The following is a 21,113-nucleotide window of genomic DNA, read 5'->3' as shown; positions in this document are numbered from 1 at the left end:
CTTGCAGGGTCCCGTCGCGAGCTTGCGAGCGGCGGGGGGCAAGGGGGTCCTTTCTCAGCCTCCCTCGCGCATCCCCCAGGGGGACCCGTAGGCGACGAGCAGGTCGAGGAAGGGCACCGCGTCGAAGGCCTCCGGGCCCAGCACCCCGCGCCCCTGCCACAGCCCGGTCGCCAGCAGCTCCAGGGCGATCACGGGGTTGACCGCGGTCTGCCAGACCACCGCCTGGGAGCCGTACTCGGCCATCGACCAGGCGTTGTCGACGACGTGGTACAGGTACACCTGCCGCGGGCTGCCGTCGGTGCCGGTGCCGCTGACCCACAGGCCGGCGCAGGTCTTGCCGGTCATCAGGTCACCGAGCCCCGCGGGGTCGGGCAGCGCGGCGGCGACCAGGTCGCGGGGGGAGACCTCGACGTCCCGGACCCGCACCGGCGTCGTGGAGTCCAGGCCCAGCTTGTGCAGCGTCTTGAGGACGTCGATGAACTCCGACCCGAGCCCGTACTTGAAGGTGACCCGTCTCGCGTCGACCCACCGCGGCATGAGGAGCACCTCCTCGTGCTCCACGTTGACGCACTCCACCGGGCCGATGCCCTCGGGGAAGTCGAACACCTCCGGCTCGCTGAACGGCTCGGTGGTGAACCAGCCGCGGTCGCGCTCCCACACCACGGGCGGGTTGAGGCACTCCTCGATCGTGGTCCAGATGCTGAACGACGGCGCGAACGTGTAGCCGCGCACCGTGAGGTCCGAGCCGTCCCGGACGCCGAGCTCGTCGATCTCGCGGAACAGGTGGTCGGCGGCGTAGCGGGCGAAGACGTCGGAGAGCCCCGGCTCCACCCCGATGCCGACCAGGGCCAGCCGGCCGGCCGCCTCCCACTCGCCGGCGAGGGCGAACTGCTCGTCGCCGAGCTTCACCCCGGTCTGCTCGTAGGGCCGCTCCGGGTGCGGGCGGGACAGCGACATGGCCATGTCCAGGTAGTGCACGCCGGCGGCCAGCGCGGCGCGGAACAGCGGCATGACGAAGCGCGGGTCGGTCGCGTTGAGCAGCGCGTCGCAGCGGTGCTCGGCCAGCAGCGCGCGGACGCCGTCCTCGTCGCTCGCGTCCACCCGGGCCGCCACGAACCGCGGGTCGCCGGTCGCGACGACCGCCTTCTCCGCGCGGGCGAGGTCGTAGTCGCCGACGACCAGCCGCTGCACGAACCCCCGGCGGGCCGCGATCGCGGCGACCGCGCTGCCGACCCCGCCGGCGCCGACGAGCAGGATGCGCATCTCCCACCTCCACAGGTGGCGGCCACCCTAGCCACTACTTCCGTGGTCGTCCCAGGGTTGAGACCGGCAAACCCTTGCCGACACGCCGTTCTGCTGCGATAACCGTCGCATGAGCGCGGAGCCCGCGAATCCCGCCGTCCGCCCGGACACGGAGGCGACCCTCCGCCCGGGCGCGATCGGCTTCGTCGACGCCCTCGTCATCGGGCTGGCGTCCACCTCGCCGGCGTACTCGCTGGCGGCCATCATCGGCGCGCTCGTCGCGCTCACCGGGGTCAACACGCCCGGCGTGCTGCTGGCCTCGTTCGTGCCGATGCTGCTGATCGCCTCTGCCTTCGCCGCGCTCAACCGGGTCGACCCCGACTGCGGGACGACGTTCTCCTGGGTGACGCGGGCGATGGGGCCGTGGGCCGGCTGGATCGGCGGCTGGGCGATCACCATGACCGGCGTCCTGATCATCGGGTCGCTGGCCAACGTGGGCGTCGTCTTCACGCTGCGGACGCTGAACCTGGACTCGCTCGCGGAGAACACCGTGGTCGTCCTCGTGCTCACCGTCGCGCTCATCCTGCTGATGACCTGGATCTGCGTGCTGGGCACCGAGCTGTCGGCGCGCCTGCAGAACGGGCTGATCATCGCCCAGACCCTCGCCCTGCTGGTGTTCGCCGCGGTGGCGATCGTCCGCGGCGTCACCGGGAACAGCCCGCTCGGCGGCCTGGACCCGAGCTGGAGCTGGCTCAACCCGTTCGGCGCCGGCGGGGCGGCGCTGTCCGGCGGCCTGCTGCTCGGCGTGTTCGCCTACTGGGGCTGGGAGTCGGCGGTCAACCTCACCGAGGAGACCCGCGACTCGACGTCCACGCCGGGCCGGGCCGCGATCGCCTCCACGATCGTCCTGCTGGTCACCTACGTCGGCGTCGCCATCGCCGTCCTCGCCTTCGCGGGCACCGACTACCTCGCGGAGAACGCGGACGAGGAGGAGGCGATCTTCGCGCTGCTGTCCACCGAGGTGATGGGCGGCTGGGACTGGGTGGTCCTGCTGGCCGTGGCCACGGCGGCGATCGCCTCGACCCAGACGACGATCCTGCCCGCCTCGCGCACCGGGCTGTCGATGGCGCGGCGGCACGCGTTCCCGCGCCGCTTCGGCCACATCTCGCCGCGGCACCGCACACCGGACGTCTCGACCTGGTGGGTGGGCGGCATCGCCAGCGTGTGGTTCGTGGCGGTCAGCCTGCTCAGCGAGAACGCGCTGTTCGACTCGATCACCGCCCTGTCGCTGCTGATCGCCTTCTACTACGCGCTGACCGGCATCGCCTGCGCGGTCTACCACCGCCGGCAGCTGACCCGCAGCGTGTCGTCGTTCCTGCTCATCGGCGTGGGCCCGCTCGTCGGCGCCGGGCTGCTGATCTGGCTGCTGGTGCTGGCGATCCGCGACATCTCCGACCCGGCGAACTCCTACACCGGGCAGGCATGGCTCGGGGTCGGGCCACCGCTGGTCATCGGCGTCGGCATCTTCCTCGTCGGCGTCGTGCTGATGTTCGTCTGGCGGACGAAGGACGGCCGGTACTGGCAGGAGCGGCCCGGGATCGCCGGGGACCGCATCGAGGTCGACGAGGACCTCCGGTGAGCACCGCGAGGACGACGGGCGAGCGAGCATCGCGAGCGCCGGTGAGCGAGGAGCGGAACGAGCCCGGAGTCGAGCAGTGAGCATCGTCCTCGGGTACGACGAGTCGCCGGGGTCGCGGCCGGCCCTGCGGATGGCGATCTCGCTGGCCGCCCGGTTCGACGAGCCGCTGGTCCTGGTCTACGGCGTCGAGCCGCCGGGTGGGATGGGGGAGGAGTTCCAGGCCCACCAGCGGGCGATCACCGAGCTGGGCCGGACGGCGGTGTCGCACGCGGTGGAGGAGGCCGAGGCGGCCGGCGTCGCGACGGTGGTCGAGGTGCTCTCGGAGAAGCCCGCCCAGGCGCTGGTCGACGCCGCGCACCGGCACGACGGCCGGGTGATCGTCGTCGGCACGCGGGGCGAGAGCCCGCTGCGCGGCGCGTTCCTCGGGTCGGTGTCACACAAGCTGCTGCACCTGTCCGATCGCCCCGTCCTGTGCGTGCCCGCGACGACCGACGAGGGATGAGGCCGCCGCGCTCGCTGTCCCTCTGGCACGACACGCTGCCCGCCGGGGAGCTCGAGCGCCGGCGGCCGGCACTGACCGGGCCGACCGAGGCCGACGTCGCCGTCGTCGGCGGCGGGTTCACCGGCCTGTGGACCGCCTACTCCCTCGCCCGGCGGAATCCGGGCCTGCGGATCGTCGTGCTGGAGCGGGAGTTCGCCGGGTTCGGCGCCTCCGGCCGCAACGGCGGCTGGCTGTCGGGCCTGCTGCCGGTCGAGGAGGACGCCGTGGCCGCCGCGTCGTCCCCGGCCGCGGCCGCCGCCTGGCGGCGCGCCGCCGAGGACACCGTCGACGACGTGCTGCGGGTGGCCGACGCGGAGGGGATCGACGCGCGGGCCGACAAGGGCGGCTACCTGTGCCTGGCCACCTCGGAGCTGCAGGCCCGGCGGCTGCGCGCGGAGGTGGCGGCGGCACGGCACCGGGGTCGCGGCGAGGAGGACCTGGGCTGGCTCCCCCGCGCGGAGGCCCGGGCACGGGTGGCCGCCGACGGGGTCTTCGGCGCCACGTTCACCCCGCACTGCGCCGCCCTCGACCCGGCCCGGCTGGTCCGCGGGCTGGCCGACGCGGTGGAGCGGCGGGGTGTCGTCGTCCACGAGGGGACGCCGGTGACCGGGATCGCCCCGCACCGGGTCCGCACCGCCGCGGGGGAGGTGCGGGCCCGCGTGGTGGTCCGGGCGCTCGAGGGGTACACGCCCGGGCTGCCCGGCCACCGCCGCACGCTGCTGCCGGTGCACTCGCTGGTGCTGGCCACCGAGCCGCTGCCGGCCGAGGTCCGGGCGGAGATCGGCTGGACCGGCCGGGAGACGCTGGGCGACGCCCGCCGGCTGCTCGTCTACGCCCAGTGCACCCGGGACGGCCGGATCGTGTTCGGCGGTCGCGGCGCGCCCTACCGCTTCGGGTCGCGGACCTCGCCGTCCGCCGAGCGGGCCCGCGGCGTGCACGACGCGCTGCGGCGCTCGCTGGTCGAGTTGTTCCCGGCGCTCGCCGGCGTCGCGGTGACGCACCGGTGGGGCGGCGTGCTCGGCGTGCCGCGGGACCGGTGGCCGTCGGTCGGCTACGACCCCGGCACCGGGCTGGCCCACGCCGGCGGCTACAGCGGGGACGGCGTGGCGCTGGCCGCGCTCGCCGGTCGGACGCTCGCCGACCTGGTCACCGGGCGGGACAGCGAGCTGGTCCGGCTGCCCTGGGTCGGGCACCGCTCGCCCCGGTTCGAGCCCGAGCCCGTGCGCTGGCTCGGCGTCAACGCCGGGATCGGCCTGGCCGGGCTCGTCGACGACCGCGAGCGGCGCACCGGCCGCCCGGCCCGCCTGCTCGACCGGGCGATGACCGCCCTCACGGGTCACTGAGTTCGCACGAGACGCCCGGTCGCCGCTCGGTCTCGATCCGGACACGGGTCCCCCGCTGCACCCCGCGACAGGGCGGATGGCGGAGACTGCGGCGGTCGGGACCACGCCGACCGAGGAGGAGCCGTGCGCCGGACGTGGTCGGCCATCGCCCAGGTCCGGCTCGCCCCCGTCCGGCTCGCCCCGGCCCTGCTCGCCCCGGCCCTGCTCGCCCCTGTCCTGCTCGCCTCGGCGTGCGGCCACGGCGCCACGGCCGGCGGTGCTGCCTCCTGCGTCGGTCTCCAGCTCGTCGGCCTCTCCCCGGATCGAGGTGCCGCGCTGACGTCGACCGAGCTGACCGTCGAGTGGCTGCGCGAGGGCTGCAACGACCACGGCGGCGCCGACGAGGAACGCGCCCGGCGCGACGTGCCGGTCTACTTCGTCCGGGAGCAGACCAACACGCGGGTCGGCACCGTGACCGGTTCCGGGGACCGCTACCGCGCCACCCTGCGCTTCCAGGTCCCCGACACCGCGACGCCCGGCCCCGCGCTCCTGTACCTCGGGGACCCGAGCACCGGGTCGGTCCTGGGCACGTTCACCGTCGAGTGAGTACGGCTGATGAGGGTGATGGATGGGTCATCACCGGTGGTGTTCCGCCGGAGTCGCTCTGCGCGCCGCTTCCGCAGCCAGTTGCCGAACAGTCCTCCGGTCACGCCACTCATCAGATCTCCGAGGAGGTCGAACGTTCAGCTGATCCCGGCCTCGGCGCAGGCGACCTCACGGAGGCGGTCGCGGTCCACGCCGAGGGCAGCGAGGGCCCGGGCCGTGGTCCCGTGCTCCAGACGGGTGGTCGCCGCGACGACGTGCGCGCCCTTCAGCCCAGACGGCTTCGTCGACTTCGACAGCGCGACGGCCTCCTGGAAGACCTGCTGCGCCTGGGGCGTCGAGCGGAAGGCGCCGGTGGCCGGGCTGTGCAGTCCGGCGGCTCCGCCAGAGCGGTCCTCGATCCCCACTGCGGCCAGCGCGCCCTCGTGCGCCTCCTCGATCGCGGTGCGCAACCGCTGCGAGTCGACGCCGAGGCGTTCCAGGGCACGGGCGGCGCTGCCGTCGGGCAGGGCCGTGGCGGCAAGCAGCAGGTGCTCCGGTCCGGGCGTCTGCTCCCCGCCGCTGCGCGCCTCGGCTTCGGCCTGGGTGAGCAGCCGCTTGATCGTGCGCATGTCCCGCACCGCGTTGACGATCCCCATCGGTCATCCCCCCTGATCAGCGGCCGCGCCGGGCGCGGACCTCGGATGCGAACTTCTTGTGCGCGGCCTGGGCGCTGATGCCCAGTGCCTCGCCGACCTGGGCCCACGTCCAGCCCTGAGCGATCGCCTCGACCACCGCGGCGACCTCCAGCCGGGCCGCCAGCCGGCGCAGGGCGACCACGGCGGCCAGCGCCGCCTCCGGGTGCTCCGGCGCAGGCAGGGCATCCAGTTCGGCCATGCACATCAACCTACGTTGATGGAACCCGCCCGTCAACTGTCGTTGATGGTGCACCACGGGAAGCGCGACACCCGTGATCCGGCCCGGGCGTGACCGTGTGGCCGTGACCCCACTCCTCCGTCCGCCTGAGTCAGTGCTCGCAGTGGGAAATGGACCCATGCCATCACCCTCGTCAGCCGTACTCACCGTCGAGTGAGCCGAGCGACGGTCACGAGGGGGCCGGTGCGCTGGTGGCCGACCGGGGTGTCGTACCGGCATCATCTACTGCTCCCGCGGCGTGTCCGCGCAGCACCTGCACAGCAGACCGACCCCCTCGTCACGGGCTGGACGCCCCACGGATCGACAGGAGACTGGGATGACCCAGACGGCGGCGACCCGGACGACGGCGGCCGAGGTGATGGCCGAGCTGGCCGAGCTCGAGGAGCCCCGGATCCGCGAGGTCAACGCCCGGCACGGTGACGACCACGGCGTGAACCTCACCCAGCTGCGCGCGCTCGCCAAGCGGCTCAAGACCCAGCAGGACCTCGCCCGCGAGCTGTGGGCGACCGACGACAGCGCGGCGCGGCTGCTGGCTTTCCTGATCTGCCGGCCCAAGGCGTTCGAGCGCGACGAGCTGGACACCATGCTGCGCCAGGCCCGCACGCCCAAGGTGCACGACTGGCTCGTGAACTACGTGGTCGAGAAGAGCCCGCACGCCGAGGAGCTGCGCCTGGCCTGGTTCGCCGACGCGGACCCGGTGGTCGCCAGCGCCGGCTGGGCGCTGACCACCGAGCGGGTGGCGAAGGCCCCCGAGGGCCTTGACCTGCCCGGGCTCCTCGACACCATCGAGGCGGAGATGAGCGGCGCGCCGGACCGCCTGCAGTGGGCGATGAACCACTGCCTGGCCCAGATCGGGATCGAGCACGCCGAGCACCGCGCCCGGGCCATCGACATCGGCGAGCGCCTGGAGGTGCTGAAGGACTACCCGACGCCACCGAACTGCACGTCACCGTTCGCGCCGATCTGGATCACCGAGATGGTGCGCCGGCAGCACGGCGAGTAGGAGGCGGACTCGGCGAGCGTGCGGGCACTGGGCACCGGTGCGGCTCTCCCTACCGACCGATGCCGGCCATGTCCTGGGTCTCCGGGGCCACGTCCGCTCCCTCCGCCCGCAACTGGGCGAGCATCGCGTCCAGGTCGCGGACGCGGGAGTCGAGCATGGTCTGCTGGGTGCGGGCGCGAAGTGCTCGGTGTCGGCCTCGAAGGTCGGGAACACCGTCACCCCGGCGTCCTGACGCCACAGGCCGTGCTCGTCGGCGTCCAGGCCCAGGCAGTCCCGGTACCACGCACCCAGGGACGCCGGATCGGTGGCGCGCAGGGAGTAGCCGCCGATGCCGAGCACGCGTTCCATGTCGCGGTCCTGCCGCGGCCGGGGTCGCCCCGACCCGGTTACGAGACCAACCGCGCGCCTGGGTCGCGACCCGATCGTGCGGGTTCGACGCCGCCGCTGGACTGGTTGACCTGCGCCCACAGCGCATCGAGGGAGAGGCCCAGCACGTCGGCGATCGCGGCCACGGTCGGGAAGGCCGGGGTGGCGACGCGACCGGACTCGATCTTGCGGAGGGTCTCCGGTGAGACCCCTGCCTCCAGCGCGGTGGTGAGCATCGAGCGTTCCCCCCGGGCGCGGCGCAGGAGGGCGCCAAGACGCTGGCCGCGTTCGACCTCGGCCGGGGTGAGCGGCAACCGGACCACGGCGCCGATTCTAATACCGGGATACTGTTACCGGGATAGTTGTACGGCCCGCGGGGGAGGAAACCGATGATCGAGATCCTGGACGCGACGGAGCTGCCCCGGGCCCGCGAGGCAGGCGCCCTGGTCGCCGGCATCCTGCAGACGCTCAAGAGCCGCTGTCAGGTGGGCACCAACCTGCTGGACGTCGACCGGTGGGCCCGGGAGATGATCACCGAGGCCGGTGCGCAGTCCTGCTACGTCGACTACGCGCCGTCCTTCGGGCGCGGGCCGTTCGGTCACCACATCTGCACGTCGGTCAACGACGCGGTGCTCCACGGGCTGCCCTCCGACCACGCGCTGGCCGACGGCGACCTGCTCTCGCTCGACCTCGCCGTCTCTGTCGGCGGGGTCGTCGCGGACTCCGCGATCAGCTTCATCGTGGGGGACTCGCGGCCGGCGGAGAGCGTGGCGCTGATCCGGGCGACCGAGCGCGCGCTGAGCGCGGGGATCGCCGCGGCCCGCCCCGGCGCTCGCGTCGGCGACATCTCGGCCGCCATCGGCGCGGTCCTCGGCGAGGCGGGGTACCGGGTCAACACCGAGTTCGGCGGCCACGGCGTCGGCTCGACGATGCACCAGGACCCGCACGTCCCGAACGCGGGCCGGCCCGGACGTGGCTACCGGCTGCGGCCCGGACTCCTGCTGGCGCTGGAGCCGTGGGTCATGGCCGACACCGCCGATCTCGTCACCGACGCCGACGGCTGGACACTGCGCAGCGCGACGGGCTGCCGGACGGCGCACAGCGAGCACACGATCGCCATCACCGCCGACGGAGCCGAGGTCCTCACCCTGCCCCCGAAGGCGCGGCCGTGAGGGACCCCGTCGCCCCGCCCGGTCAGAGCCTCGCCCAGGCCTCCGTCAGCACCGCGCGCAGGACCTGCTCCATCTCGTCGAACTCGGCCTGCCCGCAGATCAGCGGCGGGGCCAGCTGGACGACGGGGTCACCGCGGTCGTCGGCCCGGCAGTACAGGCCGGCCTCGAACAGCGCGCCGGAGAGGAACCCGCGCAGCAGCCGCTCGGACTCCTCGGCGTCGAAGGTCTCCTTGGTCGCCTCGTCCTTGACCAGCTCGATCCCGTAGAAGTACCCGTCGCCGCGGACGTCGCCGACGATCGGCAGGTCCAGCAGCTGCTCCAGCGTGGCGCGCAGGGCGCCCTCGTTGTCCAGCACCCGCTCGTTGAGACCCTCCTCCTCGAACAGGTCGAGGTTGGCCAGGGCGACCGCGCAGCTGACCGGGTGGCCGCCGAAGGTGTAGCCGTGCGGGAAGGACGCCCGCGAGCGCAGGAACGGCTCGACGACCCGGTCGGAGGCGATCATCGCGCCGATGGGGGAGTAGCCGGAGGTCATCCCCTTGGCGCAGGTGATCATGTCGGGCACGTAGCCGAACTTGTCGCAGGCGAAGGTCGCGCCCAGCCGGCCGAAGGCGCAGATCACCTCGTCGCTGACCAGCAGCACGTCGTGCCGGTCGCAGATCTCGCGCACCCGGGTGAAGTAGCCCGGCGGCGGGGGGAAGCAGCCGCCGGCGTTCTGCACCGGCTCGAGGAAGACCGCCGCCACCGTGTCCGGCCCCTCGAACAGGATCGCCTGCTCGATCTGGTCGGCGGCCCACCGGGCGAACGCCTCCGGGTCGTCGCCGAACACCGGCGCCCGGTAGATGTTGGTGTTGGGCACCCGGAAGGTGCCGGGCACCAGTGGCTCGAAGGCCTCCTTGAGCGCCGGGACGCCGGTGATCGACAGCGCGCCCTGCGTCGTCCCGTGATAGGCGACGGCCCGGCTGACCACCTTGGTCTTGCCCGGCTTCCCGGTCAGCTTGAAGTACTGCTTGGCCGCCTTCCACGCCGTCTCCACCGCCTCGCTGCCGCCGGTGGTGAAGAAGACGCGGTTCAGGTCGCCGGGCGCAGCCTCGGCCAGCCGCTGGGAGAGCTCGATCGCCGTGGGATGCGCGTAGGACCACAGCGGGAAGAACGCCAGGTCCTCCGCCTGCCGCGCGGCCGCCTCCGCCAGTCGCCGGCGCCCGTGCCCCGCCTGGACGACGAACAGCCCGGACAACCCGTCGAGGTAGCGCCGGCCGCGGTCGTCCCAGATCTCCGCCCCGCGGCCGCGCACGATGACCGGCGGCGGGGTGTCGCGGTACGCGCCCATCCGCGAGAAGTGCAGCCACAGGTTGGCGGCGGCGTCCGCGCCGACCGGCTGCCCAGTAGGAGTGACGTCCTGCTCGGTGGTGGTCATGACTGCGGATCCCGTCGTCGGGGGAGGGGCCGAGGTGGCGGAATCGTAGCGAGGAGCCACCCGTACAGAGGACCCCGTCTGCGCCCGGCCCCGGATACGATCCGCAGAGCCCGGAGCCGCCGGGACGACGGACCGCTGGCGGGGAGGCGGGGCAGTGAGCATCCGGGGACAGTTCGTGCTGGACGACGTCTCGCGCGCGATCATCGAGCAGCTCCAGGAGGACGGCCGCCGGCCCTACGCCCGCATCGCCACCGCCGTCGGGTTGTCCGAGGCCGCGGTGCGCCAGCGCGTGCAGCGGCTGCTCGACGCCGGCGTCATGCAGATCGTCGCGGTCACCGACCCGCTGCAGGTCGGCTTCTCCCGGCAGGCCATGGTCGGCGTGCGGACCGGGGGCGACGCCCGCCTGGTCGCCGACCGGATCGCCGAGTTCACCGAGGTCGACTACGTGGTCATCACCGCCGGGTCGGTCGACCTGCTCGTCGAGGTGGTCTGCGAGGACGACGACCAACTGCTCGACCTGGTCACCCGCATCCGCGCCGTGGACGGCGTGGAGTCCACCGAGACCCACCTCTACCTCGGGCTGCGCAAGCAGACCTACGCCTGGGGCACCCGGCGCTCCCCGGTGCTGGCGAGCGAGCCGGAGGCCTGAGCGCGGCCCCCTACCGCTCCCGCCCCCACCCCACGTCGCGCCACCCCGCGTCGCCCCCACCCCTCCCTTCGAGTCGATCATGGGGTTGTTGCCGGCGACACGGTCGGACACGCCGGCCGGCCGAGCAACAACCCCATGATCAACGCCGAGGCGTGAGGACGGGTCCTCTCTCAGTGGCAGCGCGAGGCGGCCGGCGGGACGTCGAGGGCCGGGTTGCGGTCGAAGAAGCCGACCGGCTTGAGCGAGAACGACACGACGTCCACCGGCATGACCGGCCAGTCCTCGGGCCGGGTGATGTGGTGGATGCCGAACACGTGCCACAGCACGATGTCGGTGTCGGCGATCGGCCGGTCGGCCTTGGTCCACTCCGGCAGCCCGGCGTCCTGGCGGCTCTGGTTGCAGAACTCGCCCGAGGGCCAGCGCTCGTCCTCGGCGTACCGGGTGACCCACAGCGTGTGGTCGATGGCCTGCGCCCGCTGGCGGAACGGCGCGTTCGGGTCGGCCAGCGCCGGGAGCGCGCCCGAGGGGACGAGCTTGTAGCCGGTCGGCGTGCCCAGCCGGTTGACCCGGTTGCGGTTGACCACCTTCCAGCTGCGCTGGCTGGCGAAGTCGACGTCCTGCCGGCCCTCGGCCTCGGTGAGCAGCGGCCGGGTGCGCTGGACCAGGGCCAGCCCGTGCGGGTTGCCCTCCGAGACGGGCAGCGCCTCGCTCTCGGAGACGACGACGGTGTTCTCGGGCCCGTCGACCTCCATGTCCAGCCGCGCCACGATGAAGTGCTGGTGGAACGGCGCGTAGGTGCGCTCGTCGACGACCGTGCCGTAGGGCGGGGGAGCGCCGTCGAACGCGCTGGTGACCATGATCCCGGTGGCGCGGACCTCGCACTCGACCGTGCCGTCCTGGTAGAAGCGCCAGTAGGTCAGGTACTCGTAGTTGGCCACGGTGGCGTGGAAGGAGACGACCATCCGCCGCGACCGGCGCACCTCGGCCCCGGACTGCTCGTCGACGTGCTTCCACAGCACGCCGTCGTCCTCCTCGTGCAGGCAGATGGCGTTCGTGATCGTGTACGGCTCGCCGCGGCTGTCGTGCAGGACGGCGTCGACGTAGGTGATCTCGCCGAGGCAGTCGCAGCCGAGCTCCAGCGAGGTGGTCATGAAGCCCAGGCCCCACTCGCCGATGTCGAAGGCGGTCCGCCGGTGGTGGTCGGGGCTCGGGTCGCGGTAGGGGACGACCATCTCGGCGAAGGACATCCGGTGCGCGACGGGCCGGCCGTCGTAGGCCACCCGGTGGATCACCAGGCCCTCGCGGTGGTTGAAGCCCAGCCGCATCGTCCAGTTCTGCCAGCGCAGCTCGTTGCCGTCGAGGGTGAACGAGACACCCTCGGGCTGGGTGATCTCCAGTGCCTTGACGTCGGTGCGCTGCTGCAGCCCGGGCACCAGGGACGGGACGTACTCGCCCATGACGTCGGGCCGGGCCGGCGGCGGGGTGTCCTCGACCTGGAGCAGCTCCATGGTGTTGAGGTCGACGACGAAGTGCAGGCCCATCACGGGGTTGGCGTAGGGGTTGGCGCCGGGGGCCCTGCGCAGCCAGACGTCGGTCCAGCCGACCCGGCGGTCCTGCAGGCCCTGCGGGATCAGCGAGTGCCCGTAGGCCCAGGTGTCGATGAGCACCAGGTCGAGGTCGGTGATGCCCCGCTTGGCCAGCGCCGCGACGACGTCGGGGTGCTCGATCAGCACCTCGTGGGCCTCGTGCCACTCGTCGAGGGTCATGTTGGCCTGCTGGCCGGGCACCGCCTCCCACGAGAGGACGGCGTCGTCGGTCAGCGAGACCACCGCCTTGTGCGGCGTCCCCTCGTCGCGGCTCCAGCAGGTGACCCGGGCCTCGCGGCGGATCGGGTCGCCGGGGCGGAAGGCGCGGACGACGTCCTTGGCCGGCTCGCGCAGCTCGATCGACGCGAACCGCCAGCGCTCGTCGACGCCGCGGTCGCGGCGCAGGATCCCTGCCGCGGCGCGGAACTCGTCGGCGGTCAGCGGGTCGAGCGGGTGCGCGGTCATCGGGGATCCTCCGGGGTCGGGCGGTCGGCGAGCAGGGGCAGGGACGGGTCCCAGGGGGTGCCGGTGCGGCGGCGGGCGATCGCCGAGAGCGCCTCCAGGACGACCCGGTTGGCCAGGGCGGCGGTGATGTCGGCGTGGTCGTACGGCGGGCTGACCTCGACGACGTCGACGCCGACGACCGGCAGCTCCAGGCAGATCCGGCGCACCGAGTCCAGCAACTGACGGGCGGTGAGGCCGCCGGGCTCGGGAGTGCCGGTGCCCGGCGCGTGCCCGGGGTCGCAGACGTCGATGTCGACGGAGAGGAACACGCCCTCGCACTCGTCGGTGGCGATGCCGAAGGCCTCGGTGAGGCACTCGTCGAGGCCGCGGTGCCCGATCTCGGTCATCTCGTAGGACCGCATCCGCTGCGCGGCCATCCAGTCCAGCGTCTCCGGCGGCGGCCAGTAGCCGCGCAGCCCGATCTGGAGGAAGCGGTCGCCGCGCAGCGCGCCGGACTCGATCAGCCGCCGCATCGGCTGCCCGTGCCCCCACAGCGAGCCGAACTCGATGTCGCCGGTGTCGGCGTGCGCGTCGAAGTGGATCATCGACACCCGCCCGTGGCCGAGGACGTTGGCCACGCCCTTGGCGTCGGCGAAGGCGATCGAGTGGTCCCCGCCGAGCACGACCGGGATGGCGCCGGCGCGGGCCACCGTCTCGACGGCGGCCTCGAGCGCGGGCAGCGCCGTCTCGATGTCGCCGGAGTACATCTCGACGTCGCCGGCGTCGAGCACCCGCAGGTCGCGCAGCCCGTCGGTGCGCAGCGCCAGGCTGGGTCGCGAGCCGTCGTGGGCGAGGTAGTCGGTCATCCGGATGGCCTGCGGGCCGAACCGGGTGCCCGGGCGGTGCGAGGTCCCGCCGTCGAAGGGCGCGCCGAGGACGACCACGTCGGCGCCGGCGAGGGACGCCGGGTCGTCGAGGTCGCACCGGTCGATGCCGAGGAAGGTGATGTCCGGCCCGTACTGGGCGCCGTAGCGGGGCATGTGCGTCGTCCTGAGGGGTCGGGGGTGGTGCGGGGACGGCGCGCCGTCCCCCCGGAAGCTCATCACCGGGGGCGTGGACGGTCAACGGAAACAGAAGCCGTGTCGCCGGAACACACCTGAAACAGTCGTCGGGCACAGTCTGCACACCGGGATCCGTTCGCGATATCGTGCCGGTCTGTCGTGCCCCTCGTCGTCGGGTGTACACGACGGCCTCTACCGGACCGGCCCGCCACGTGGCTGGCTCCCGGTGTGAGCCCGGGCACACGGCCGGGGCTGGGCGCGCCGCGCGGGCGGCGCCGACGAGGAGGACCGCATGACGGTGGACCAGCGGCCGGCGACCGGCCACGCCGACCTCCGGGCCAAGGGCCTGTCCAAGAACTCGGTGGGCCTGCTGGCCAGCGTCGTCCTGGGCGTGTCCAGCATCGCGCCGGTCTACGCGCTCACCGCGACGCTGGGGCCGACGGTGGCCGAGGTCGGGCTGCAGATGCCGGCGGTGTTCCTCGCCGGCTTCCTGCCGATGCTGCTGGTGGCCTACGCCTACCGGGAGCTCAACCGGGAGGCGCCGGACTGCGGCACGTCCTTCACCTGGACGACCAAGGCGTTCAACCCCTACGTCGGCTGGCTGTGCGGCTGGGGTGCCCTGCTGGCCACGATCATCGTGCTGTCCAACCTCGCCGGCGTCGCGGTCTCGTTCTTCTACCTGCTGCTCGGCGAGATCACCGGCTCGGAGTCCGTCGCGTCGCTGGGCGACGACAAGCTGGTCAACGTGGTCACCTGCGTGGCCTTCGTTGCGCTGGCCACCTGGATCACCTACCGCGGCGTCGAGGTCACCAAGCGGCTGCAGTACGTGCTGGTCGGCTTCCAGATGGCCGTCCTGGCGCTGTTCGCCGTCCTCGCCGTGGTCAAGGCCGGCGACGCGCCCGGCCACACGCCCTTCGAGCTCTCCTGGCTGGACCCCACGGCGATCACCTCGTTCAGCGCCTTCACCGCCGGCCTGTCGCTGTCGCTGTTCATCTACTGGGGCTGGGACACCTGCCTGACGGTCAACGAGGAGACCGCCGGCAGCGCCCGGACGCCGGGTCGCGCGGCGCTGCTGACGATGCTGGTCATCATCGTCACCTACCTCGGCGTGGCGATCGTGGTGCAGGTGTACGCCGGCGTCGGGACCGAGGGCACGGGTCTGGGCAACCCGGACACCAGCGACAACGTCTTCGCCGCGCTGGCCGGGCCGGTCATGGGCCCGGGGCTGGCCTTCCTGCTGTTCCTCGCCGTCGTCGCGAGCTCGGCGTCCTCGCTCCAGACGACGTTCCTGCCGCCGACCCGCACCATGCTGGCCATGGCCACCTACGGCGCGCTGCCCCGGCGGCTGGCCGAGGTGCACCCCCGGTTCCTCACCCCGTCGGCCGCCACGCTGGTCGCCGGCGCCGGGACGGCGGTCTTCTACGTGGGGATGACGCTGATCAGCGAGAACGTCCTCATCGACACGATCTACGCACTCGGCCTGATGATCTGCTTCTACTACGGGCTCACCGCCTTCGCCTGCGTCTGGTACTTCCGCCGGGACCTGCTCCGCAGCGGCCGCGACCTGGTGTTCAAGGGGGTCCTCCCGCTGCTGGGCGGGCTGGCGCTGGCGGCGGTGTTCGTGCAGACCGCCGTCGACACCCTCGACCCGGCCTACGGCAGCGGCTCGTCGGTGTTCGGGCTGGGCAGCGTGTTCGTCATCGGGGTGGGCCTGCTGCTCGCCGGGGCGGTGCTCATGCTGCTGTGGCGCGCCCGGCACCCGGAGTTCTTCCGGGGGCAGACCCTGCGCCACGACACCCCGGCGCTCGTGTTCGACGAGTGAGGGTCGGGGGCGGGCGGTCCGCCGGTGGCCCCGGGACCCCGCGGCCGGCCGTGCACCCGGGGTCATCGGCGGTGCGCGGAGACGGACGGCGAACAGCGTGTCGTCCCGTTGCGGCCCGGCCGTGCACGGGCGTGTTGACCCGGGGCGGACAGGCGTCCAGCGTTCGTCGCGGACGGCTCCGGTCGAGCCGACACCCCACCCCCGTGCAGCTGTGGCGCAGAAGCCGCCAGTCCCTCCACCGGACCGGTGGACCGAGCCGTTCCGGGACGGGGCGGCGATGACCGATCCCTCGGCCACCTGCCTGCCCTGCCGCGGCCGACCGTGCCCGGCTCTCCGCCGGGGGAGGAGGACCACCCGCGCGGTCGGGGTGACGCCCCGCCCGCCTGGTCGGGCGACCAGGTGCGGCGGTCCACCCGTCCGAGACACTCCCAGGAAGGTGAGGGCCATGGCTGCTCACCGCGCCCTCCACGGGACCGCGCTCACCGCGGCCGCCTGTGTCGGTCTGACCTCGCTCACCAGCTGCGCTGTCCAGCCCGCGCAGTCCAGCACGCTGTCCGACGACGGCACCTTCTCCAGCCCCTCCCAGGAGCTGGGGGACGGCAGCGTCGCGACCTACGTCGTGCTGGATGACGGCGCACCGACCGAGGTGGGTGTCCGCATGACGCCCACTGCGCTGGAGGGGCTCCCCGAACAGGGCGTCACGCTGATGGTCGACTTCCCCGACGAGGCGGCGGACACCGCGTTCGACCACGTGATGCTCAACTGGAACCCGCAGGGACACGAGCCGTTCGTGCTGTTCGGCCGGCCGCACTTCGACTACCACTTCAACATGGTCGACATGGCGACGATCGAGGCCATCACCCCGACCGACCCGCAGTACGCGGCCAAGGCCGAGCACTTCCCCGAGCCGCAGTACGTGCCGCAGGACTACGTCCTCCCGCCGGCCGGGCCCGCCGCCCTGCAGGCCGTCCCGGGCATGGGCGTGCACCTGGTCGATTCCACCGACACCAGCCTCGTCCCCGGCCAGTACGACTTCACCCAGATCATCATCAACGGGGTCTGGGACGGCCGGTACACGTTCGTGGAGCCGATGATCACCCGCGACTGGCTGTTGACCGGGCCCGACCTCGAGGCGCCGCTCAAGCTGCCCGAGGCCTACCAGGAGACCGCCTACTACCCGACCAGCTACAGCATCTCCGTGGACGAGGAGACCGACGACTACGTCGTCTCGCTCACAAGCCTGACGTCGCGCACGGCGTCGTAGCCCGGTTCAGCCCTCGCGGTTGCTGTAGACCCGCACCGGCTCGACGAGGACGGCGGTGCGCCGCTGCTCGACCATGACGCGGTCGTACCCGGCCCAGTCGTCGTGCCGGCCCCCGGCGGCGGTGAAGACCTCGCGCAGCAGCAGGCGCAGCCGGTCGGGGTCGGTCAGCCACGGCTGGAGGTCGTCGGGCCCGGCCAGCTGCGCGCGGCCCTCGACCGTCGCCCACTGCCAGCCGTGCCGGACGGTGAGGGTGACCTGGGGCCGGGCGCGCAGGTTGGCCAGCTTCACCGGCCCGTAGGTGACGAAGCCCAGGACCGGCGCGCCGGTCGCCGGATGGGGGAGCACCCCGGCGTTCACCACCGAGGCCTGCACGGTGGAGTCGGCGCGCACGGTGGACACGACCGCGAGGTGGGACTCCTGCGCGGCGAGGGCGGAGACGTCGTCGAGGGTGGTCATGCCCGGACCCTGGCACCGGTCCGGTCCCGGCGGTCGGGCCCGCGCCGCGGCGTCACCGGTGCAGCGCGGCCGAGCGGTACTCGAGCAGTGCGTTGAGGTCGGCCTCGGCGCGTTCCCGGCGCGCGAGGTCCTCCCGGCTGTTCGACCTCGCGCAGGCCCGCCGCGCCAGCCGCAGGTCGGCGAGGGCGCGGACGATGAGCCCGTCCAGGACGGCGAAGCGGTCCGATGGGGGAGCAAGGGTCGTCATGGCGGGCCTCCCACCGCTGGTCACGGCTGGCGTGCACCGGGTGCGGGCGGGACGTCGGCCTGCGTCCCTGCCCCGCCCGAGACTGGCCCGTCGACGAGGGCCCCGTCGTCGTCCGCCGCGGGTGACCGCGGCTCGGGGGCCGGCGCGCGGGCGGCGGACCGCCGGCGGCCCCGGCCGGACCCCGCCGGCCTCTCGGGGGAGCCTGCGCCCGACGCCCCCGCGAGCAGGATCTGCGCCCAGCGCCGGTCGGGGTCCTGACCCACCAGCACGGCGACCAGGAGGAGGGTCAGGGGGATCGCCAGGATGGCGCCGGTGGGCCCGAGCACCACCGTCCAGACGAGGACGGACACGAAGGTCAGCGTCACCGACAGGCCGACGGTGTCGCCCACGACGACCGGCTGGATCACCGACTGCAGCACGAAGTTCGCCGCGCAGTAGACGACCACGACGAGCAGGGCCGTCCGCGGGCCGCCGTCGAGGAGAGCCAGCAGGGTGGGCGGCGCCAGGCCCAGGAAGAACCCGATGTTGGGGACGTAGTTGGTCAGGAACGACAGCAGGCCCCACAGCATGGCCAGCGGGACCCCGAGCAGGACCAGCGCGATCGTGTCCACGACGGCGACGGCGAAGCCGAAGACGGTGGTCACCACCAGGTAGCGCCGGGTGTTGCGGGCGAAGTCGCCGAGGGCGGCGCGCATCCGCCAGGTGCCGGGCACCGCGGCCAGCCGCTCAGGCATCCCGTTGGCGTCGGCCGTCATGAACAGCACCGTCGCGAGCACGAGCACCAGCGCGCCGACCGCGCCCGCCACACCGGCCAGCAGCCCACCGATCGCGGAGACGATCCCGGACAGGTCCAGTGAGCCCACGATCTGCTCCACCTGGTCCCGGCCGATGCCGGCTGCGGTCAGCGCGCCGCGGACGTCGTCCACCATCTGCTGCCACTGGTCGGAGTACTGCGGCAGGACGGTCGCGAGCTGGCCCACCGAGACGACCAGGGCGACGGCGAACGCGATCAGCCCGCCGTCCACGAGCACCACGGCTGCCGCGACCGCGAACCCCCGCCGCACGCCCCGCCGGACCAGCGCGCCCACCATCGGGTGGACGGTGACGGTCAGCACCAACGCCAGGAGGACGGGGGCGAGCAGCCCCGAGTAGGTGGAGATGCCCCAGAGCGCGGCGGCCGCGCCGCCGATCCCCAGGACGACGGTGAGCCACAACGGCAGGGTCCGTCGGACCTCGGTCTCCGGCATGCCGCCCACCGTGGCCGCGGTCGCCGGCCCCGGCGTCCCCTCGGGAGGGTGATCCGGCCGGTCAGTCGTAGCGGACCGAGGTGCGCAGCAGCAGGTCCTGCACCGAGCGGTTCTCCCGGCTCACCAGCACCCACAGCAGGCCGACCGGGAAGAGCGTGCAGAGCACCGCCCGCACCGCGGAACGGCCCCAGCTCAGCCGGGCGCCCCGGCCGTCGGTCACCCGCAGGCCCAGGAGCCGGTCGCCGTACGTGCGCCCGACCTCGGCCCAGGTGACGGCGAAGTAGGCCGCCTGCACGCACAGGCCGAGCAGGAGCAGCGTGGTCGCCGGCAGCACCGGGAACGCGAAGGTGGTCGGGCTCAGCAGAAAGCGCCCCGCCGCGACGCCCGCGTACCCGCCGGCCACCAGCAGCGCCACGACGACCAGGTCGACGACGTTGGCCAGTGACCGCGTGACCAGGCCGGCGCGGGCCCCGCGGATGCCGGCGCGGGCCGCTGGGACGGCGACCGGCGGAGAGGCGTCGTGCCAGGGACGGCCGGAGCCGGGAGCGGACCGCTCCTCGGCCGTGGTCACCGCTCCGCCCCCGGCCCGTCGGGATCGGTCGTCCGGTCCGCCGTGCCCGCGCGGCGGCCGTGCCGGTGCAGCAGCCGGTCGACGACCCGTTCCACCGCCCGGTCGGCGTCCGCGCCCTGGACGCGCACGGTGCGCACCATGTCGGACGTGAGCGAGTCGCTCGAGGCGCGCAGCAGACCGGGCAGGTCGATCACCGCGACGACGTAGCGGGCCAGGCCGGCGATGTCCGTGCGGGCGATGACCCGGTCGACGTCGGCGCGGTCGACGACGGCGTCCACGTCCACGCGGTCGAGGACGCGGGCGATGTCGACCCGGTCCACCGCGGCGTCGAGGTCCACCCGGGCGACGACGGCGTCGAGGTCCACCCGGTCGAGGACGCGGGCGATGTCCACCCGGTCGACGACGGCGTCGACGTCGACCCGGTCGATGACCGCGTCGAGGTCCACTCGCGCCACGACGGCGTCGAGGTCGACGCGGTCGAGGATGCGGTCGATGTCGACCCGGTCGATGACCGCGTCGAGGTCCACTCGCGCCACCGCACCGTCCAGGTCGGCGCGGTCGACGACAGCGTCGACGTCCACGCGGTCGATGATCGCGTCGAGGTCCACCCGGGCCACGACGGCGTCGAGGTCGACGCGGTCGAGGATGCGGTCGATGTCGACCCGGTCGATGACCGCGTCGAGGTCCACTCGCGCCACGACGGCGTCGAGGTCGACGCGGTCGAGGACGCGGGCGATGTCCACCCGGTCGACCGCGCCGTCCAGGTCTGCCCGCGCCACGACCGCGTCCACGTCCAGCAGCGCCGCCAGTCGGTCGAGGTCCACGTACTCACGGACGAGCGCCGGGACGTCGAGGCGGGCGAGCACGGCACGGGTCACACCGGGGACGAGGCGGTCGGCCAGCCCCGCCAGCGCACGCCCGGCCGCCGACGCCGGGTGCGCGAGGGCGGGCAGGTGGCGGGCCATCGGCAGGCGGGAGACGAGGACGTGCCCGGCGGAGGCGGTCGCGTCCAGGACGTGGCGGCGCAGCGCCGCGGCGACCGCGAGGACGGCGATGGCACCGTCGACCGCGTCCCGTACCGCGTCACCGCCCGGAGCCGCATCCGGCGTCGGCTCGGGGAAGGGCGACGGCGCAACGGGCAGGTCGGGCGGGTCGGGCGGGTCGGGCGGCTGCACCGGCCGGAGGTTCCGGACCGGCGGGTCCACCGGGTTCACGGCCACCGGAGGCCGTCGTCCACTGTCGGGATCATGAGGCCTCCCCGGCCGTCGGAACGCCCAGCATCCGTCGAGGACGGCGGGTTCCTCCTCATCCCGAACGGGTGAGCCCGCCCCGCGTGCGGCGCGGCATGCTGCAGGTCGTCTGCGCCGCGTTTCGAGACGGGGCGTTTCACTGGGACCTTCGGCTCTGATTGGTTGCGCGCGACCGGACGACGCTGGGTCGCGGATCGGTCGCAGGTCCGGCTGGGTCGCCGGGGAAGGGGTGCGAGCTCGGGGGACGGTCCGGATGACGGGCAGAGGGGACGTGCCATGGTGAGGCTGTCGTCGGCTTC

At 73.5% G+C, this 21,113-nt stretch carries 22 protein-coding genes; 9 read left to right on the top strand and 13 right to left on the bottom strand.

What is annotated here, in order from left to right:
- Positions 1–54: 54 nt before the first annotated feature.
- On the bottom strand, positions 55–1,263 hold the full coding sequence (locus ACI79D_RS11075; RefSeq protein WP_456918459.1) for a saccharopine dehydrogenase C-terminal domain-containing protein: 1,209 nt from the start codon (positions 1,261–1,263) through the stop codon (positions 55–57).
- A gap of 109 nt (positions 1,264–1,372) precedes the next feature.
- On the opposite strand from ACI79D_RS11075, the gene ACI79D_RS11070 reads away from it, so the two are divergent.
- The 4 genes from ACI79D_RS11070 (at position 1,373) to ACI79D_RS11055 (ending at position 5,350) form a co-directional block, all read left to right on the top strand.
- Positions 1,373–2,881, top strand: coding sequence for an APC family permease (locus ACI79D_RS11070; RefSeq protein WP_456918458.1), 1,509 nt, complete (start codon positions 1,373–1,375; stop codon positions 2,879–2,881).
- 76 nt (positions 2,882–2,957) lie between these two features.
- A complete protein-coding gene (locus ACI79D_RS11065) occupies positions 2,958–3,383 on the top strand; it encodes a universal stress protein (RefSeq protein WP_456918457.1) in 426 nt (141 codons plus the stop codon).
- On the top strand, positions 3,380–4,765 hold the full coding sequence (locus ACI79D_RS11060; protein WP_456918456.1) for an NAD(P)/FAD-dependent oxidoreductase: 1,386 nt from the start codon (positions 3,380–3,382) through the stop codon (positions 4,763–4,765). Before ACI79D_RS11065 ends, ACI79D_RS11060 begins: the two co-directional genes overlap by 4 nt.
- 123 nt (positions 4,766–4,888) lie before the next feature.
- Complete coding sequence (locus ACI79D_RS11055) at positions 4,889–5,350, top strand: hypothetical protein (protein WP_456918455.1); 462 nt, start codon at positions 4,889–4,891, stop codon at positions 5,348–5,350.
- A gap of 137 nt (positions 5,351–5,487) precedes the next feature.
- Here the strand turns inward: ACI79D_RS11055 and ACI79D_RS11050 are convergent, their stop codons facing one another.
- Positions 5,488–5,985 (bottom strand): Clp protease N-terminal domain-containing protein, encoded by a 498-nt coding sequence (locus ACI79D_RS11050; RefSeq protein WP_456918454.1) that lies wholly within the window; start codon positions 5,983–5,985, stop codon positions 5,488–5,490.
- A gap of 16 nt (positions 5,986–6,001) precedes the next feature.
- Positions 6,002–6,223 (bottom strand): RNA polymerase subunit sigma-70, encoded by a 222-nt coding sequence (locus tag ACI79D_RS11045; RefSeq protein ID WP_456918453.1) that lies wholly within the window; start codon positions 6,221–6,223, stop codon positions 6,002–6,004.
- Between the two features lie 355 nt (positions 6,224–6,578).
- Between ACI79D_RS11045 and ACI79D_RS11040 the strand changes: the two genes are divergently transcribed.
- The gene (locus tag ACI79D_RS11040; protein WP_456918452.1) at positions 6,579–7,265 is read left to right on the top strand and encodes a DNA alkylation repair protein; all 687 of its coding nucleotides are present in this window, start codon (positions 6,579–6,581) and stop codon (positions 7,263–7,265) included.
- Between the two features lie 49 nt (positions 7,266–7,314).
- On the opposite strand, the gene ACI79D_RS11035 is transcribed toward ACI79D_RS11040, so the two are convergent.
- On the bottom strand, positions 7,315–7,422 hold the full coding sequence (locus tag ACI79D_RS11035; protein WP_456918451.1) for a VOC family protein: 108 nt from the start codon (positions 7,420–7,422) through the stop codon (positions 7,315–7,317).
- 229 nt (positions 7,423–7,651) lie between these two features.
- The gene (locus ACI79D_RS11030; RefSeq protein ID WP_456918450.1) at positions 7,652–7,954 is read right to left on the bottom strand and encodes a helix-turn-helix transcriptional regulator; all 303 of its coding nucleotides are present in this window, start codon (positions 7,952–7,954) and stop codon (positions 7,652–7,654) included.
- Between the two features lie 66 nt (positions 7,955–8,020).
- Between ACI79D_RS11030 and map the strand changes: the two genes are divergently transcribed.
- Positions 8,021–8,803: a type I methionyl aminopeptidase gene (gene map, locus ACI79D_RS11025; RefSeq protein ID WP_456918449.1), complete on the top strand. Its 783-nt coding sequence runs from the start codon at positions 8,021–8,023 to the stop codon at positions 8,801–8,803.
- A gap of 22 nt (positions 8,804–8,825) precedes the next feature.
- Here the strand turns inward: map and ACI79D_RS11020 are convergent, their stop codons facing one another.
- Complete coding sequence (locus ACI79D_RS11020; RefSeq protein WP_456918448.1) at positions 8,826–10,217, bottom strand: aspartate aminotransferase family protein; 1,392 nt, start codon at positions 10,215–10,217, stop codon at positions 8,826–8,828.
- 154 nt (positions 10,218–10,371) lie between these two features.
- Between ACI79D_RS11020 and ACI79D_RS11015 the strand changes: the two genes are divergently transcribed.
- Positions 10,372–10,866, top strand: a complete 495-nt coding sequence (locus tag ACI79D_RS11015; protein ID WP_456918447.1) for an Lrp/AsnC family transcriptional regulator — start codon at positions 10,372–10,374, stop codon at positions 10,864–10,866.
- A 170-nt stretch (positions 10,867–11,036) separates the two neighbouring features.
- Here the strand turns inward: ACI79D_RS11015 and ACI79D_RS11010 are convergent, their stop codons facing one another.
- Both ACI79D_RS11010 and speB read right to left on the bottom strand, forming a co-directional pair.
- The gene (locus ACI79D_RS11010; RefSeq protein ID WP_456918446.1) at positions 11,037–12,917 is read right to left on the bottom strand and encodes a primary-amine oxidase; all 1,881 of its coding nucleotides are present in this window, start codon (positions 12,915–12,917) and stop codon (positions 11,037–11,039) included.
- The gene (gene speB / locus ACI79D_RS11005; protein WP_456918445.1) at positions 12,914–13,936 is read right to left on the bottom strand and encodes an agmatinase; all 1,023 of its coding nucleotides are present in this window, start codon (positions 13,934–13,936) and stop codon (positions 12,914–12,916) included. Before speB ends, ACI79D_RS11010 begins: the two co-directional genes overlap by 4 nt.
- Positions 13,937–14,249: 313 nt before the next feature.
- Between speB and ACI79D_RS11000 the strand changes: the two genes are divergently transcribed.
- Entirely contained in the window at positions 14,250–15,779 is a 1,530-nt protein-coding gene (locus tag ACI79D_RS11000; RefSeq protein ID WP_456918444.1) for an APC family permease, read from the top strand.
- 445 nt (positions 15,780–16,224) lie between these two features.
- Positions 16,225–17,043: a DUF5602 domain-containing protein gene (locus ACI79D_RS10995; RefSeq protein WP_456918443.1), complete on the top strand. Its 819-nt coding sequence runs from the start codon at positions 16,225–16,227 to the stop codon at positions 17,041–17,043.
- Between the two features lie 6 nt (positions 17,044–17,049).
- Here the strand turns inward: ACI79D_RS10995 and ACI79D_RS10990 are convergent, their stop codons facing one another.
- The 5 genes from ACI79D_RS10990 to ACI79D_RS10970 form a co-directional block, all read right to left on the bottom strand.
- The gene (locus ACI79D_RS10990; protein ID WP_456918442.1) at positions 17,050–17,499 is read right to left on the bottom strand and encodes a TIGR03618 family F420-dependent PPOX class oxidoreductase; all 450 of its coding nucleotides are present in this window, start codon (positions 17,497–17,499) and stop codon (positions 17,050–17,052) included.
- Between the two features lie 52 nt (positions 17,500–17,551).
- Positions 17,552–17,746: a hypothetical protein gene (locus tag ACI79D_RS10985; RefSeq protein WP_456918441.1), complete on the bottom strand. Its 195-nt coding sequence runs from the start codon at positions 17,744–17,746 to the stop codon at positions 17,552–17,554.
- A 20-nt stretch (positions 17,747–17,766) separates the two neighbouring features.
- Positions 17,767–18,993, bottom strand: coding sequence for an AI-2E family transporter (locus ACI79D_RS10980; RefSeq protein ID WP_456918440.1), 1,227 nt, complete (start codon positions 18,991–18,993; stop codon positions 17,767–17,769).
- Positions 18,994–19,054: 61 nt separating this feature from the next.
- Complete coding sequence (locus ACI79D_RS10975) at positions 19,055–19,564, bottom strand: RDD family protein (RefSeq protein WP_456918439.1); 510 nt, start codon at positions 19,562–19,564, stop codon at positions 19,055–19,057.
- Positions 19,561–20,739, bottom strand: a complete 1,179-nt coding sequence (locus tag ACI79D_RS10970) for a hypothetical protein (RefSeq protein ID WP_456918438.1) — start codon at positions 20,737–20,739, stop codon at positions 19,561–19,563. The genes ACI79D_RS10975 and ACI79D_RS10970 overlap by 4 nt, the downstream gene beginning before the upstream one ends.
- Between the last annotated feature and the right edge of the window lie 374 nt (positions 20,740–21,113).

It is taken from the genome of Geodermatophilus sp. SYSU D00708, assembly GCF_054050115.1.
The sequence above is the reverse complement of the archived record's forward strand: the minus strand, read 5'-3'. Positions and strand labels throughout refer to the sequence as shown.